Source organism: Sorangium sp. So ce131 (assembly GCF_051519095.1).
In the GTDB taxonomy this organism is placed as follows: domain Bacteria; phylum Myxococcota_A; class Polyangia; order Polyangiales; family Polyangiaceae; genus Sorangium.
On record NZ_CP150455.1, the window covers coordinates 7,548,247 to 7,564,019 of the forward strand.

Below are 15,773 nucleotides of genomic sequence, written 5' to 3' on the forward strand. Positions count from 1 at the left end.
GAGCTCTTCGCGGGCAAAGGCAGTCGTGTGGAGGTATAGGTGAGCGCTCGGAAGGAGAGCGGAATGCGAATCGCACGGTGGTGCTTCTGGATTGCGCTCGCAGCGGCTGGCTGCAGCGCCGATGGCGGCGGGTTGGGCCCGGGGGACGCCGGCGGGCGCGGGGACGACGCGGGGAGCGGCGCGGGAAACGGCGCCGGGAGCGGCGCGGGAAACGGCGCGGGAAGCGCCGGCGGCCAGGACGACGACTGGCTCGGCGGCGACGAGGGCGAGGGCGGCGGGGACGGGAGCACGGAGAACGACTGCACCGAGCGGGCGGCCCTCGTGTACGTGCTCTCGGCGGAGAACGATCTCTACAGTTTCCGGCCCGATCGCAAGGAGTTCACGAAGATCGGCTACATCGATTGTCCGACCCAGATGCAGCCGAACTCGATGGCGGTCGACCGCAACGCGACCGCGTGGGTCAACTACGTGGAGGGCGACGACAGCGCGGGGACGTTGTTCAAGGTGAGCACCGAGGACGCGCGCTGCGAGCCCACCTCGATCGCGCTCGGCCCCTCGTGGTCCCGGCTCGGCATGGGCTTCTCGAGCGACGCCGCGCGCCCGTCGGAGGAGCAGCTGTTCCTGGCGAGCGTCGCGGACGGCGCGCAGAGCCTCGGCCTCGGCAGGCTCGACGGCGACTCGATCACCCACATCGGGCCGTTCACCGGCCCGCTGCGCGACGCCTCCGCCGAGCTCACCGGCACCGGGGACGGGCGCCTCTTCGGCTTCTTCACCACCTCGCCGATCCAGCACGCGGAGATCGACAAGACGACCGGCGCGATCATCGACACCACGCCCCTGCCGGACATCGAGGTCCCCGGCGCGTGGGCGTTCTCGTTCTGGGGCGGAGACTTCTACTTCTACACCGCCCCGACCGTGGGCACGAATCCGTCTCGAACATCCAACGTGACCCGCTATCGCCCCTCGGATGGCTCGGTCGACACGGCCTACATGACCAATGTCGGCTTCCGCATCGTCGGCGCAGGGGTGTCGACCTGCGCCCCGCTCGAGCCGCCCCGCTGAGCGTGTCACGCGCCCGCCGGGGCGAGCGAGCCAGCGAGCCGGCGCGGGCATGGAACCCGGCGATTCGCCCTTGTTCTCCTCGAATCGCTGTTCTCCTCGGCGCGCGACGCGGACGGCTCTACCGATCCGGCGTCCCCGGCATCACATGGGGCGTGCCCGCTCGGGCGTGGAGGTCTCGCGATGCGGATGAGGCTGCTTCTGGTGCTCTCTCTCTCCCTCGCTGCCGGGTGCGGATCGACGCCGTCCGCGCCGGGCGACTACGCCGCGCGCGGGGACATCTTCAGCGCTGCCGGACCGAGCGAGTTCCTTCTGGTCTCCGCCCGGGGCGAGATCGTCAGCGCCGACGTCGAGCCGGGGCAGGTCGTCGGACCGGACGTGAACCTGGGGCTCTACGACCATGGGAAACCCGGGCGCCCGGGCGACGAGCGCGCCGAGCAGGCGATCCGGGGCATCGCCTTCAACCGGGCCGTGAGCGTCGCCGCGACGGGGCAACGCGCCGCCGGCGTGGTCGGCGCCATGCCGCTGGAGCTCACGGTGACCCGGGCGGAGGCAGGGCTCCGCGCCCGCGGCCTCCTGGCGGGCGCCCTGTCCGACTACCGGCTGGACGAGCGGCAGCTCACCGGCGTGGTCGGGCGCTGCAGCTACGATCTCGCGCGGGCGGGACGGGTCTACGAGGGGTCGCGCAGCTGCGGAGGCCAGCCGCACCGGGTGACGGTCCTCGTGCCGCGGGCGCTCTCCGCGCCGTCCTCGTGGGGCGACGCCGCGCTCGCGACCGCCCTCGGGCTGCTGCTGGGCGCCTGAGCGCGCCGCCGCCCGCCTCGCCGTCGCGCGTTCGTGACAGGCCACGCGGCGTGTAGGCAATGACAGGCCGCGCAGCGGCTGCTAGAGCTCGGATCGCACGGGCAGGGAAAACGCGCCGGATGCCCGCCGGGGACGGCGGGGTCGAGCCGCTGGGATCCCCTGCCCTCAGCGTCCTTTTCGCGCGCCTCGCGCGCCGCACCACCCTCGATCCACCCTCGATTCACCCTCGATTCACCCTCGATTCCGTGACGAAGCCCAGATCCGATGGCAATGCGCCCGGCAGGCCGGCCGCCGCCGTTTCCCCCAGCCTCCTCGAGGGGCGATCCGCGCCCATCCCGGTCGGACCGCGGCTCGAGGCCGTGCTCGAGCTCGCCTACCGCGCGCGGCGCCCGGTGCTGCTCGAGGGGCCCACGGGCATCGGCAAGAGCGAGCTCGTCCGGCAGCTCGCCGAGCGGCTCGGCATCGCCACCGTGGTGCTCGATCTGAGCCTGCTCGAGCCGCCCGATCTCGTGGGCCTGCCGGTCATCCGGGACGGCCGGACCGCCTACGCGGCGCCCTCGGTGCTGCCGCAGGACGGCGCGGGCATCCTGATGCTGGAGGAGCTCAACCGGGCGGAGCGGTACATCCAGCAGCCGGCGCTGCAGCTGCTCAGCGCCCGGCGGCTCCACGAGTACGAGCTGCCGCCGGGCTGGGTCTGCTTCGCCGCGGTGAACCCCGAGTCCGCGGACTACCAGGTGACGCCGCTCGATCGCGCCCTCCGCGCCCGGTTCCTCAACCTGAACGTCCGCGCCGACCGCGCGTCGTGGCTCGCCTGGGCGCAGGTGAACGGGGTGCACCCGGGCGTGATCGCGCTCGCGCAGGGGCACGAGCGCATCCTCGACGACGTCCCGCCGCGCACCTGGACCTACGCGTCGCACGTGCTCGGCGCGCTGCGCCCGGAGGAGCTCGCCGACGGCGTGCTCCTGCGGGACGTGCTCGGCGGCTACCTGCCCCCGAGCTGGGTCGAGCTGCTGCTCGCGTCGAAGGAGTCGTGGTCGTCGCGGCTGCCGTTCGATCTGCGCGCCCTGCTCGCCGACTACGGCGCGAATTCGCCCGCGGGCAAGGCGCTGCGCGCGGCGCGCGAGCGCGGGGAGACCGACCGCTTCGACGAGGTGACCACGCGGCTCGCGCCGCTGCTCGAGGGCCCGGAGGTGGGCGTGCTCGCCGCGCAGCGCAAGCTGTCGCTCGGGGCGTTCGAGGCGCTGCTCGCGGACCTGCCCGGCGACCACCGCGAGCGCCTCCAGGACGCGCTCGGCGGCAACGCGACCGCGACGGTCCTCATCGACGTCCGCCCCGAGGAGCTGCTCCAGAACTACGCGGGCGGCGCCGCCGAGCAGAAGGTGCTCGCGTGGCGGGCCGATCCGCTGCGGCAGCACCGCGTGGGCCTCCTCGTGACCGCGCTGTCGGCGCACCTCGCGCAGCAGGCGAAGCTCGTCGAGGTGCGGCGGAGCAACGTCGCGCGGGCGTGCCTCGGGCAGCTGCTCGCGCAGCTGCCGGAGCGCTGGGCCCTCCGGCTCGCGGCGGCGCTGAAGAAGCACGGCGTCACGCCGATCCGGCCGCAATGAAGGGGGCCAGGGAGGCCGAGATCCGGGGGCGCGCGACCGCGGAGGGCGCGCGAGGGCCCGCGGAGCGCACGCGGGAAGCCGCGACGCCGGCGAGGGGGGCCGCTGCGCCGGCGCGGGAACACGCCGGGGGCGCCGAGGTGCCCGAGGACGCGCTCGCGGCGTGGCTCGACGCGTTCGTGCGCGACCCCGGATTTCTCGAACGATATCCGTGTTATGCGGCGATCCTCGCGCGGCTCGCGCCGGTCGCGGACCCCTCGGTCAAGCGCATGGCGGTCTCGCTGTTCGAGGGCCGCTTCTTCCTCCACGTCAACGTGGAGTCGTTCATGAACGAGCCGCTGTTCCTGCGCGGCGTGCTGCTGCACGAGGTGCACCACGTGGCGCTCGGGCACCTCTGCCACCCGAAGTTCGCGGGGGCGGACGAGCCGGAGCTCATGGATCTCGCGCTGGAGATGTCGGCCAACGAGTACATCGAGGAGCCGCTGCCCGACCCGATCCGCTGGCAGCCGTACGCCCCGCTCGGCCTGCGCGCCGGCCAGAGCACGCTCGAGCGCTACGAGCTGCTCGTGAGCGCCGCGCGGGAGGGAAGGCTCGCGCAGCGCGGCGGCGAGGCCGTCGACGACCACCGCGTGCTCCGCCGCCCGTCGCGCGAGCCGGGCGCGGTGGAGCAGACGCGGCAGCTGCTGCTGCACGCCGCCGAGGAGGCGGGCGAGCTCGCGGAGGGCGGGGACCCCGCGGCGTTGCCCGGCATGCTGGTCGCGGGCAAGTCGCCCGGCCGGCTGATCGAGGAGCTCACGGACGTGCTCGGCCCGCGCGTGTGCCCCCTCGACTGGAAGACCGCGCTCCGGATGTTCGTGGCGCGGGAGCGCGCGCCGGTGCACACGTACGCGCGCCCGAACCGCCGCTTTCCGGGCCGCGTCGGCGAGGTGCCCGGCAGGACGTACGCGCCGCGGGCGATCGCGAAGCCGTCGCTGCTCGTGGCGATCGACACGTCGATGAGCATGCGCCGCGACGAGCTCGAGGAGATCGCGCGCCAGCTCCAGGCGATGAGCGAGGAGGCGCGCATCACCGTGGTCGAGTGCGACACGGAGGTGAGCCGCGTCTACGCCTTCGAGGGCCGCCTCGGGGACGTGGCCGGCCGCGGCGGCACGGACCTGCGCCCGGTGTTCGCGCCGGAGTTCCTGGCCGCGCGCCGCGTGGCCGGCGTCGTGTATTTCACGGACGGCGCCGGGCCGACGCCGCCGGCGCCGCCGCCGCTGCCGGTTCTGTGGATCCTGACGAAGCCGCTGGAGTTCACGTGCCCGTGGGGCGAGCGGGCGTGGCTGGAGCGGAAGCCGCGGCGGGGGTGAGCCCGTCGCGGCGCAGGGCGCGCGGGACGTGCGGAACGTGCGGAACGTGCGGAATGTCGGAGAACGGCGCCGTCACTTGATCTGGTAGTGCAGCGCCCTCGCCTCGACCGCCATGCCCCTCGGGTCGCCCGGAACATAGAAGTACAGCTCTTTCTCGGAGCGTTTGCCGAGGTAGTCGATCGTCGCCTCGACCCGCTCGGGTTCCCCGGCTCCGGGCGGCGTGTACCGGAGCTCCACGCCGAGGTCGCCCAGCGTCTGCCTGCCTTCGTTCTTCACCCGGACCGGCAGGACCCACATCCCGCCTTGCTGCTCGGCCCGATCCGGCAGCGCCTGGACCTCCGGAACGACCGAGCCCTCGGAGTTCGTCAGCCCCGCGTACACCAGGAACACGGCCAGGGCCAGGATCAACGCCGTGCTGACCGCGAGCGAGACCCACTCGGCCAGCAGCCGTTGAAAGCGCCTCTCCTGCCGGCCGCGGCCGGGGCCTTGCGCCTGCTCCCGCGCGTCGCTCACACCACCAGCCTTCCCGCCGCGCCGCCGACGATCGCCGGCAGGCCGAGGGTCACCACGCTGGCGACGAGCGTCGGCAGGTCGCCCGTCGTCTCGCGCTCGCCGATCAAGCAGAGCAGCGCCGTCGCGACCAGCAGCGACACCGCGCACGTCATCAGCGTCTCGAACGCCCGGCTCTGAAACACGCTCTTGACGTACACCTCGTGCTTCTCGAACCCCGAGGCGAACAGGATGACGTAACAGAGCGCCACGCTCACCCCGAGCATCGCGAGCTGCCGCCACGGCGAGAGCCGCGACGCGATCATCACGACCTCCTCCGTCGACGCGATGTTCAGCGTGAACAAGAGGGAGCCCGCCGCCGCCGCGGAGAAGTCGCGCAGGTCCGCCCGGAGCTGGAGCGCCTCGGGATCCCCCTCGGGGGCCTTCTCGTCCTGCTGGTCGTCCCCCGTGCGGGATTTGTCGCGGACCTGGGCGTTCGCGAACGCGACCCCGAGGCTCACCGCGGCTGCCTGCAGGAGGACCTTGCCGACGACCTCGCGGGGCGCGCTGTCGAGCGTGATCTCGCCGACAAGCGTCAGGATCGCGGCCGAGAGGACGATCCCGATCCCGACCGACGTCACGGCCTCCATGACCGTACCGAGGAGGGTGTCCTCGTTCCGGAAGCCGGACTCCAGGGAGCACAGGAAGGTCACGACCAGCGTCAACGCGAGGATCGCCCCGAGGTGCCACTCCGGGAGCATCATCCCGCGGAACCACATCTCCATCGTGTACAGGAGGGGCATTCCCACGATCGATCCGCCGGCGACCGCCGCGGTCAGATCCTTCCCCTCCTTGCGCCACCCGTGCGGGTCGCTCTTCTGCTGTGCGCTCGACTCGGCCACGTCGCCGGTCCCTTGTACACCATGTTCGCCCCGTCGAGCGGCCCGCCGAGGGCGCGACAGCTCACCCCGGACGCCTCGGCGTCTGGCGCAGAGGTCGCGCAGCTCGGGCTTCAGGTCGAGCGGGACGTCGACCGTTTTACGTGGACGGTCGAGGGCTTTCCGGCACCTCGCGTCCGCAGCCCCGTAGGGGCCGTTTCAGGAGAGCACGTCGGCGGCGGTCTTCGCCCCGAGGACGTTGTCGATCCAGCGCTCGAGGGTCACGGTGTCGTCGCACGCTCGGATGCGGGCGCGATCGTCCTCCGTCAGGGGGATCCCAGCTCGAGCGACCAGCCGCAGCAGGGCCTCGCGGAGGCCCTCTAGCTTCCCATCGCGGAGGCCCTTGAGCTCGCCGTCCCGGAAGCCCTTGAGCTCGCCCATCTCGATGAGCTTCTGGGCGAACGGGGGGAAAGTCGCCTTGCCTTCGGTCTGCCGCTCCATGACCAGCGCTTCCAGAGCCCGCCGCATGGGCTCGCGCAGCACGTTCCAGATGATCTTCAGCGGCGCCAGTTGTACGCCGCCGGACGGCGGGCAGCTTTCCGTCGCGGATCCACGGCCCCACAACGCCGGCCGGAGCGGGGGCCCTCGCCCGCCGGGAGATCCAGGCGCGCGTCCTTAGGGCCGGGGAGAGCACCTCGCCGACCCTCTCGTTTTGTCCGCCCGGGTCCGCTCGGATCGCGAGTAGGCGCCGCCCCGCGCTCAGCATCGTCGACCCCGGAGCCGCAAGGGGGTAGTGCCCATGGCGATGGCTGGGCGCTTTGCTTCGGGAAGCCAGCGAGATCTCTGTGCGGGGAGTGGGATTGCAATGAGCGTCAAGGGCCTCGTTGTCCACTTTCGGCGCGACTTGGATGACGATGAGGCGCAGCGAGCGATCAATGCTTTGATGATGATCAAGGGCGCTGTCAAGGTGGCATCTGTCAAGGCCGGTTACGAAGACGAACTGAACCGGCAGCGGGTCAAGCGAGATTTGCTAAGCAAGATTGACGGGCTTCTGAGGGATGACGAGGCCACGATCTAGCTGCCGACAAACCCGCGTCATCGTGGCGCCGACGCAACCTGCCCGCCGCGCCGCAATTTACCTACCGCGTCAAGTACGGAGGGCGCGGCGGCACCCTCCGCGTGATGACGCCGGTCGAGCTGCTGGCGCGGCTCGCGGCGCTGGTACCGCCGCCCAGAGTTCCGCTCGTGATCTACGACCGTGTGCTCGCGCCGCATGCGATGCAACGCAGCGTCGTGGTACCGAAGGCGACGGGGAAGGCGTGTGAGGGCGGGGTGGCGCGCGGATCGAAGAGACCCTCGAAGGCGCCCGGCGGCGCGCGCGGTGCTCCTGTTCGCCAGGCTTACGAGCGCTCTCACCGAACGGCGCGCGCCTCCGCTTGGGCACAGGCCGCGCGTCTTGCACGAGCTGGCCTATTTTGTCGTCACACAGGACGCGTCGTCCGTCGGAGTAGTCAACTCTATCTCTTGAGACGGATAGTACATCACGAAATTATAACACATCTCATCCACCGTCCGCTCCCCGAATTCCACGGCCCTGTTGCCCGGGTTGTCCCACGCGCAACGCGTCCTCACGGTGTCGCCGCCTCGAAGGATGGTATCGTTGTCGTACCAGATCTGGTTGTCGAAGTTCCACGGATCGGCGAGCCCCAGGTTGCTCGGCTCGCTGCCGTCCGTGGGCACCGTGTTGCTCGACAGGTGCTTGCCGAGATTGTGCATGTGCGGCATAACACTGATTACCGAAATCGCCCCCATATCCCGCGGGAACTGGTAATCGCAGCTCACGTCGAGCGAGCCGTGAGGCGGGATGTTGATGTCTTCTGTGCCGAACGAGAAGATGCCGGCGTCGTTGGGGCGGAGCTCCGTCGTCGTGCAGACGTTGAAGCCGGTGCTGTCTTGCTGCCCGTCGAGGCCCTTGATGTTGCTGTAGTGCACCTGGACTACGAAGTGTGCCGTGCCTTCCAGCGGGAAGCCCGCCTCCAGCGGCAGCTCCGTGGCCGTGCCGCCGGGCGCCCAGACGGACAAAAGAGCCCCCTGGATGTCGCCCCCCTCACAGGGCGTGGGCGTCGAGGGAGACGCCTCATCCGCCTTGAAGAGCAGGATATGGTGTACAATGGTGCTGTTGTCGATCTGGGGTGCGATCCCGACGAGGTGTCGTTTCTGGCCGATCTCTACATCGACCCCATAACACATATACTGGTCCTGGACGTCCTTCGGCATGACGTAAGGCGCGGACGGCGCTAGCAGGACATCCGGTGTGCAGCTCAGGGTCGGAGGGTCGATGGTTCCGCCGCCGCCCGGGTCGACGCACGTGTCTTTACCGGCCGGCATGCCGGCGGCGATCCATTGATCGAAGATCGCGAGCTCCGCGGCGGTCAGGCGCTCGGTTGGGGGCGGAGGCATGGGGCGCGCGGTGTCGCGGGCGCGTGCGGCGACGAGCTCGTAGACCTTCTTGTTGGGATCGCTCACCGCGGGCGCGAGCAGATCGCTCCGGTCGACCAGCGGGAACGGCGCGCCGAACTTCGGGGACGCCCCGTGACAGGTCTGGCACTTCGTGGAGAGGATCTTGTCGACGTCGCACGGCAGCGCTTCCGCGTTGCCGTTCTCGGCGTCGCTGCACGCGACGACCACGAGAGCGGATAGGAAGGACAGCGCCGAGAACAAATAACGACTACGATCCATGCGAGCTCCTCGGGGAAAAGAATTGGGTGGAAGAAGAACGCGCGCCGCGAGCTCCCGAGAACAGCGGGAGACTTGGCGCGTGAGAGCACCGGCGACCCAGGTCTACGGACGGGCCGGCGACCTGGCGTCGGTGCTACTTCGGTGAGTGCCCGCCCGCTCTGAGACTGTTCAACGGTGCGCTCACGCGGAAGGTATCGAGGCGCTCGCGCGCCAGGAGGCGCGGTGCCGTCTGGTCAAAGCTCGGCTGCGGACTAGGGTCGCGCGCGGGGATCCATCTACGGGGCGCGCCCGAGCCCGCTACTGAGGCTCAGCGGCGTGCTCGGGCCGAACGCGCCGTGGCGCCCCGCCGTCGTGGTGTACGGCCGCGGAGGCGTTGCGGCGGCGAAGGCAGCCCACGACGCCCCGAAGCGGAAGAGGCGGAGCCCGTCGCCCGCTACTGCGCCCGACGGAGCGTGGCGACGCCCTTCCAGGGCGGCGTCTGCGCGTACACGATGAGCTCTCCCTGGCTCGAGAACTCGCACACCGCCTCGTAGGCAATCCCCGCCTCGTCGTAGGAGATCAGCTTGAAGCGATCCCACACGGGGTCGCGGATCTCGTAGGCGCGGTCGACGTGGAGGCCGGGCGAATCCGCGAGGATGCGCTTGCCGTCGAAGCGGACGATCAGGTGCGCGTACTGGAACTCGAGCATCGACGCGAGCATCGGCTCGAGCGGGACCTCCGGCTCGAAACGGACGAGCCGGAAGCTGCCGCGCAGGCGCGCGTCGATCGACGCGATCGCGGCCGCCGTGTCGGGCCCTTGGACGGCGCTGGAGCCGCAGCCGGCGGTCTGCGCGGCGAGGGCGGCCGCGCAAGCGACGGCGAGGAGGCGGGGAACGGCGCGGAAGGCCCCGGAGGGACGCAGGGAGGGACGGCTCGCCGGGGGCGACATGGGGCGGAGCTTAGGGCGAGCAGACGAGCCGCGCAAAACGAAGCAGGAGCGCGCGCTCGGCGGAAGTCCGAACAAACCTCCTTTCACCTCGTCCGCCGCTTCCACCTCGATCGCCCCACCCGCCTCGCCCGCCTCGCCCGTCTCTTCCGCCGCGATCACCTCACCCGCCTCCCCAGCCTCCTTCCACCTCACCCGTCTCGCTCACCTCACCCACCTCGCGACGCGCCTCGCGCGCCGCGCCGCCCTGCGGCATCACGCCGGTCGACGCGCCGCCGAGGTGATCCCCAGGCCACGCGCGCCTTGCGCGGATCTCGCGCGCTCCACACAATCAACCGAGCGAGCCGGCCAGCACACGACGTCCCGGTCGGACGGCGCCGCGCGCCCAGAGCGACGCGCGGGCGCGCTCGCCAAGGGGGAACCATGACCGATGTCCTGCGAGGCACCGATTTCGTCGCACGCCTCCCCGAGCGCGCCGGGCGCGCTCGCGAGGACGCCATCCTCGAGGCGGTGCGGGCCGGCCGCCTGGCGCCGATCTGCTGGGCCCCGGTGCACAGCGAGCACGGCGGCCGCCGCGCCACCTTCTTCGTGAGCGCCGACGCGCTCCGGATCGGCGACGCAGAGGACTCCGTCCGCATCAACGCCACCGCGCGGACGACGCAGCAGATCGCGGATCTGCTCGAGTGCGCCATGCCGACGACGCGGATCTGCGACCTCGTCTGGGAGCAGGCCAGCGTGCGCATCAAGCCGTGCATCGGCGCCCCGGACGCGGCGATGGCGAGCACCGCCCGCATGCTCGATCACCACCGCCGCGTCGAGGAGCAGGTCGCGGGCCGGACGGGGCTCATCGAGAACGTGGGCAAGCACTGGGTGCTCACCAATCGCCTCGCCGGGAGCCGCGACCGGGCCGCCAACTACGGCTGGTACGACCAGGGCGCCGCCCACAGGCACGGCGCGCACGCCCTGTGGCAGCCGCTCGGGCTCGCGCACGACCTCGACCACGTGGACTACTCGCAGGTGGTCCGCCTCGTGCGGCGGCGGTGCCTGATCGACGATGCCGAGCGCGACCTGCTCGAGGTATTGACCGACCCGGCGCTCGCGCGCCTCGCCTCGTCCGAGGGCCCCCTGCGCGTGCTCAGGCAGCCCGGGGTGCCGGAAAAGGCGTGAGCGCTCGCCGTCGACCCCCCGGCCCCGGCGCTCACCGGTTCACGAGCTGCATGCCGGGCTCCGGGTAACGCAGCCCGGCGGCCGCGCCCTTCGGCATCACCTCGTCGAGGCGCCGCAGGTCGCCCTCGGAGAGCGCGATCGCCTCCGCGGCGACGTTCTCCTCGAGGTAGCTCCTGCGCTTCGTGCCGGGGATCGGCACGATGAAGTCCCCCTGCGCGAGCACCCAGGCGAGCGCGAGCTGCGACGCCTTCACGCCCTTCTCCTTCGCGAGCGCCTCGACCTTCGCGACCAGATCGAGGTTCTTCTGGAAGTTCTCGCCCTGGAAGCGCGGCGAGATGCGGCGGTAGTCGTCCGGCGCGAGGTCCTCGAAGCGCTTGATCTGCCCCGTCAGGAAGCCGCGTCCGAGGGGGCTGTACGCGAGGAAGCCGACGCCGAGCTCGCGGCACGTCGCGAGCACGTCGTCCTCCGGCTCGCGCGACCAGAGCGAGTACTCGGTCTGCACCGACGCGAGCGGGTGCACCGCGTGGGCGCGCCGGAGCGTCGCCGCGCCCGCCTCGGAGAGCCCGATCGCGCGCACCTTGCCGGCCTTCACGAGCTCCGCCATGGCGCCGACGCTCTCCTCGATGGGCGTCTTCGGATCCACGCGGTGGAGCTGGTACAGATCGATGACGTCGACGCGCAGCCGCTTGAGGCTCGCGTCGCAGGCCGCGCGGATGTACTCCGGCGTGCCGTTGATGCCGCGGGCGGTGGCGTCCTTCGGATCGCGGACGACGCCGCACTTCGTCGCGAGGACGACGCTCCCCCGGCGGCCCTCGATGGCCCGGCCGACGAGCTCCTCGTTCGTGAAGGGGCCATACATGTCGGCCGTGTCGAGCAGCGTGACGCCGAGCTCGAGCGCGCGATGGATCGTGGCGATCGACTCGGCCTCGTCCCGGGGGCCGTAGAAGTCGCTCATGCCCATGCAGCCGAGGCCGAGGGCGGAGACCTGGAGTGGACCGAGCTTGCGCGTGTGCATGGTGGGCTCCTTGCCGCGGCGGAGGTCCGCGGCCGTTCGACGCTCGCCACCGTAAGAGTTAGAGCGCGCTCGAAGTCAAGGGGGAGACCGGACCGCGGCGGACCGGAGCCTCCTGAGCCCGCGCGTCGCCGCCGGCGTCGCCGCGCGGGCTCAGGAGCTTCAGGTCAACGGAGCTGGGTGCTCTCTGCGAAAGGTCGCGGGGGTCGCTGCGGGACACCGCAGGGCCTGCGGGGACGGTCACCGAAGAGGCCGGCAAAAAAAGATCGGAGGGCGCGTAGGGCGGGCCGGGGTGGGCGCGTCCTAGGAGCAGAAGCCAGCAAGAACGGCTGGCCCTTGAAGGAGCACGACCTCGATGACCTCCCCCCTCTCCTCGAACAAGACCCACAGCGCGATCCGTCGCTTCGTCCTCGGCAGCTTCCTCTCGGCGGCTGTGCTCGCGGGCAGCGGAGCGGCCTACGCAGCGAGCAGCGCGGGCGGGACGGCGGACACGCCGGCGCCGCGCCACGACAAGGGTGCCCGGCGCGAGATCCGCCCCATGAACCCGGCCGAGCGCATCAAGCGCTTCGACAAGAACGGCGACGGCAAGCTGGCCGTCGCCGAGCTCCCGGAGAAGGCGCAGAAGCGGCTGGGCAGCGCCGACACGAACAAGGACGGCTTCCTGTCGGCGGACGAGCTGAAGGCGCGCGCGGAGCAGCACAAGAAGACACGGGAAGCGCGGCAGAAGGAGCGCTTCGCCCGGAAGGACAAGAACGGCGACGGCTTCCTCACCAGAGACGAGGTGGGCGACAAGCGCTGGGAGAGGGTGAAGGCGGCCGACGGGAACCGCGACAACAAGCTGAGCGCCGACGAGCTGCGCGCGGCGCACGCCGCGCGCAAGCAGAAGGTCGCGCGGTAGCGCCGCACGCCGGCGCGCGCCGCGCGCCGCGCGCCGGCCTCAAGGCCTGCTCGCCTGTCGCAGGTCCTAGTGACCGCGGCAGCTGTGGCCGTGGTGACCGTGGTGGCCGTGGTGGTCGTCGCGATCGTCACAACGGACGTCATCGCGGCTCGGCGCGCAGAGGCGACCGTTGTTGTACGCGTCGAGCTTGTCGGCGAGCGGCTCGCCCGTCTCCCACGGCGAGCGGCAGCCCCCGTCCCTGACGTTGCTGCCGAGGCGGTTCCTCCGGAGCCACTGATCCGCCGCAGCGATGGTGGCCTCGATGCAGCTCGACTGGTTGCCGATACCGACGTTGAGCTTGGCGACGATCAGGTGCTTCGCGAGGATGTACGTGACGTCGCCCCGGGTCGGACGGCTGATGATGTCGAGGAGCTGGGCCTTCGTGTACGTCTTGCCGCCGATCGTCAGGTGCGAGACGCGCCACGAGCCGGGGTGGGTCTTCCAGTAGCCGGGGGTGCCGGTGCCGGGGGACGCGCACAGGCAGGCGCCGCAGTCGGCCGCGCAGCTCGAGCAGTCCTCGACCCCCGCCTTGCAGACCCCATCGCCGCAGACGGGCGGACACGCCCCGCAGTCGGCCGCGCAGCTCGAGCAGGTCTCGCCGACCTCGCAGACGCCGCTGCCGCAGACCGGCGGGCAGATGCCGCAGTCGCTCGGGCACTCCAGGCAGTTCTCGCCGGCCTCGCACGTGCCGTTGCCGCAGACCGCGGGGCAAGCGCCGCAGTCGCCGGCGCAGTTCGCGCAGTCCTCGCCGTTCTCGCAGACGTTGTTGCCGCAGATCGAGGGACAGGCGCCGCAGTCGTCCGAGCAGGTGCCGCAGTCCTCGCCGGCCTCGCAGGTGCCGTCGCCGCAGACCGGCGGGCAGGCGCCGCAGTCGGCCGAGCAGCTCCCGCAGCCCTCGCTCGCGTCGCAGGTGCCGTCGCCGCACGTGGGCGGGCAGACGTCGCAGTCGGCGCTGCAGCTCGCGCAGTCCTCGCCGGCCTCGCAGGTGCCATTGCCGCACGTGGGCGGGCAGACGCCGCAGTCGACGGCGCAGGTGGAGCAGCTCTCATCGCCGCCGCAGACGCCGTTGCCGCAGGAGAGCTGGTAGCCGAAGTCCACGTCGAGGAGGTCCTGCGCCCAGCCGAGCGAGACCGTGCCCACGTTGTCGAGCACGCCGTCGGGGTCGGCCGTCGGCTCCTGCCCGGCGAGCGGGCCGCTCGTCATGAAGTTGTCGGCGGTGACGACCACCGAGTAGGTGCCCGCCGGGAGCGTGTCGAAGAGGTAGAAGCCCGGCTGTCCGGTGTAAGGGCTGTCGCCGGTGACCGTGAAATCGACCAGCTGGCCGTCCTGGAACAGCTCGACCTGGACGCCGTTCACGCCGAGCTCGCCGATCTCCGGCTCGTAGAGCCCGTCGGCGTCGCTGTCGAGCCAGACCGTGTCGCCGATCGACGAGTACGTCACATAGCCGAAATCGGCGTTCGTCACGTTCTCTCCCGCGTCGAGGGACACCGCGAGCGGATCGTTGTCGGTCGTCAGCTGGTGCCCGAGCGGGAGCGTCGCGTCGTCGACGCCGACGACGTAACAGCCCGCGTCGAGCTCGCCGAAGCGGTAGGCGCCCGCCGCGTCGGTCGCGGTCGTCCCGAGGGCGTCTCCATCGGCGGATCCGTCGCAGTTCACGTCGCCGAAGAGGTCGACGACGACGCCGGCGATGCCGAGCTCGGAGCCGCCCTCGATGCCGTCGGCGTTCGCGTCGAACCACACCTTGTCGCCGATCGAGCCCTTCGGCGTCGTGTAGCAGACCTCGAGGAGAGGCCGCTGGGACAGGTCCGTGTGCGCGCTGCCCTTGTACGAGGTCTTCCCGTTCTCGTCCTCCTCGAGGAGGATCCCGTAGTTCGGCGAGACGCCGCTGACCCACTGTTGAACCAGCTGCGTGAGGTCGAGCTCGCGCCACGCCGAGCCGCCGGACACGAACGACGTGAACGACGTCGGATCGATGCCGCCGAGGTTGTTCCAGGTGACCGTGTCCTCGCTCCAGGGGGCGAGCACCTCGTGAGCGCGGACGGTCTGGGCCGTGCTGCTGTAGGTCAGGACGTAGAACTTGGCCGACGTGATGAGCGAGCTCGCGGGGATGGCGCCGAGCTCGAAGCCGAACAGGGCGCGTTTCTCACCGACCTCGCTGGAGTACCCCGTGTTCACCTCGAAGGGGCTCGAGACGTGATAACTCGGGGCGAGGCTCCAGATCTCGGCGTTGTACACGTCGCCGAGGACGCCCCGCTGGATCACGGTGCACGTGGGCGTCGGCGCGCCCGTGCTGGCGAGGCTCGTGGCGGTGATGAGCAGCGTGGCGAGGGCGGCGGAGGAGGCGATCGTTATCTGCTTCAATGGTGGCTCCTTTCAGGTCCTTCTTGGGATCAAACCGCGATGGAGCGTCATCCGAGCCGCGCGCGCCGTGACACACGGGTCAGGCGAAGGTCGGCTTCGCGGGCTCCGGTCGGGCCGCCCCCCGCTGGCTGATCACGATCGGATCAGGTACGCGAGGCGTCGGCTTGAACCGGAGCGCGGATACGCACAGGTCCATCGTTCAAGTTATCAATGCGGCAATCGAGCTGTCCAGGCATTTGCGGGGGAAAGCCCCCGAAAAGAACATCCCGCCGCGGTCTACGATCCTGATTCGCGGCCTCACGGTGACGGTTCTTGGCGCCTCGCCTCAGGCCTTCACGCTCCACAAAAAGGAGCGCCGTGCCCGAGGGAGATCTCGGCGCAGCCGGCGGCATCGCTGCGTGCCCGCAGCGCGCTGCATCACTTACTTGGAGCTCACCGGACTCGGATCGAAT

At 71.1% G+C, this 15,773-nt stretch carries 14 protein-coding genes; 7 read left to right on the top strand and 7 right to left on the bottom strand.

Features of this window, described 5'->3' with window-relative positions:
* Window positions 1-63 precede the first annotated feature (63 nt).
* The 4 genes from WMF43_RS27450 (at window position 64) to WMF43_RS27465 (ending at window position 4,813) form a co-directional block, all read left to right on the top strand.
* Complete coding sequence (locus WMF43_RS27450; RefSeq protein WP_437668928.1) at window positions 64-1,062, top strand: hypothetical protein; 999 nt, start codon at window positions 64-66, stop codon at window positions 1,060-1,062.
* Window positions 1,063-1,248: 186 nt separating this feature from the next.
* Complete coding sequence (locus WMF43_RS27455; RefSeq protein ID WP_437668929.1) at window positions 1,249-1,863, top strand: hypothetical protein; 615 nt, start codon at window positions 1,249-1,251, stop codon at window positions 1,861-1,863.
* 245 nt (window positions 1,864-2,108) lie between these two features.
* Window positions 2,109-3,467, top strand: a complete 1,359-nt coding sequence (locus tag WMF43_RS27460; RefSeq protein WP_437668931.1) for an AAA family ATPase — start codon at window positions 2,109-2,111, stop codon at window positions 3,465-3,467.
* Window positions 3,464-4,813: a vWA domain-containing protein gene (locus WMF43_RS27465; protein WP_437668933.1), complete on the top strand. Its 1,350-nt coding sequence runs from the start codon at window positions 3,464-3,466 to the stop codon at window positions 4,811-4,813. Before WMF43_RS27460 ends, WMF43_RS27465 begins: the two co-directional genes overlap by 4 nt.
* A gap of 72 nt (window positions 4,814-4,885) precedes the next feature.
* Here the strand turns inward: WMF43_RS27465 and WMF43_RS27470 are convergent, their stop codons facing one another.
* From WMF43_RS27470 to WMF43_RS27480, 3 genes are all read right to left on the bottom strand, one after another.
* Complete coding sequence (locus WMF43_RS27470) at window positions 4,886-5,326, bottom strand: hypothetical protein (protein ID WP_437668935.1); 441 nt, start codon at window positions 5,324-5,326, stop codon at window positions 4,886-4,888.
* Window positions 5,323-6,204 (bottom strand): TIGR02587 family membrane protein, encoded by an 882-nt coding sequence (locus WMF43_RS27475; RefSeq protein WP_437668937.1) that lies wholly within the window; start codon window positions 6,202-6,204, stop codon window positions 5,323-5,325. Before WMF43_RS27475 ends, WMF43_RS27470 begins: the two co-directional genes overlap by 4 nt.
* A 195-nt stretch (window positions 6,205-6,399) precedes the next feature.
* A complete protein-coding gene (locus WMF43_RS27480) occupies window positions 6,400-6,723 on the bottom strand; it encodes a hypothetical protein (RefSeq protein ID WP_437668939.1) in 324 nt (107 codons plus the stop codon).
* 256 nt (window positions 6,724-6,979) lie between these two features.
* Here WMF43_RS27480 and WMF43_RS27485 point away from each other — a divergent pair, with 256 nt between their 5' ends.
* Complete coding sequence (locus tag WMF43_RS27485) at window positions 6,980-7,258, top strand: hypothetical protein (RefSeq protein ID WP_437668941.1); 279 nt, start codon at window positions 6,980-6,982, stop codon at window positions 7,256-7,258.
* 392 nt (window positions 7,259-7,650) lie between these two features.
* On the opposite strand, the gene WMF43_RS27490 is transcribed toward WMF43_RS27485, so the two are convergent.
* The gene (locus tag WMF43_RS27490) at window positions 7,651-8,919 is read right to left on the bottom strand and encodes a peptidylglycine alpha-amidating monooxygenase (RefSeq protein WP_437668943.1); all 1,269 of its coding nucleotides are present in this window, start codon (window positions 8,917-8,919) and stop codon (window positions 7,651-7,653) included.
* Between the two features lie 433 nt (window positions 8,920-9,352).
* On the bottom strand, window positions 9,353-9,847 hold the full coding sequence (locus tag WMF43_RS27495) for a hypothetical protein (RefSeq protein WP_437668945.1): 495 nt from the start codon (window positions 9,845-9,847) through the stop codon (window positions 9,353-9,355).
* Between the two features lie 420 nt (window positions 9,848-10,267).
* Here WMF43_RS27495 and WMF43_RS27500 point away from each other — a divergent pair, with 420 nt between their 5' ends.
* Complete coding sequence (locus WMF43_RS27500; RefSeq protein WP_437668947.1) at window positions 10,268-11,011, top strand: hypothetical protein; 744 nt, start codon at window positions 10,268-10,270, stop codon at window positions 11,009-11,011.
* Window positions 11,012-11,042: 31 nt separating this feature from the next.
* On the opposite strand, the gene WMF43_RS27505 is transcribed toward WMF43_RS27500, so the two are convergent.
* Window positions 11,043-12,026, bottom strand: a complete 984-nt coding sequence (locus WMF43_RS27505; RefSeq protein WP_437668948.1) for an aldo/keto reductase — start codon at window positions 12,024-12,026, stop codon at window positions 11,043-11,045.
* A 352-nt stretch (window positions 12,027-12,378) separates the two neighbouring features.
* Here WMF43_RS27505 and WMF43_RS27510 point away from each other — a divergent pair, with 352 nt between their 5' ends.
* Window positions 12,379-12,921, top strand: coding sequence for an EF-hand domain-containing protein (locus tag WMF43_RS27510; RefSeq protein WP_437668949.1), 543 nt, complete (start codon window positions 12,379-12,381; stop codon window positions 12,919-12,921).
* Between the two features lie 66 nt (window positions 12,922-12,987).
* Here the strand turns inward: WMF43_RS27510 and WMF43_RS27515 are convergent, their stop codons facing one another.
* Entirely contained in the window at window positions 12,988-15,321 is a 2,334-nt protein-coding gene (locus tag WMF43_RS27515) for an SdrD B-like domain-containing protein (protein ID WP_437668951.1), read from the bottom strand.
* Window positions 15,322-15,773 lie beyond the last annotated feature (452 nt).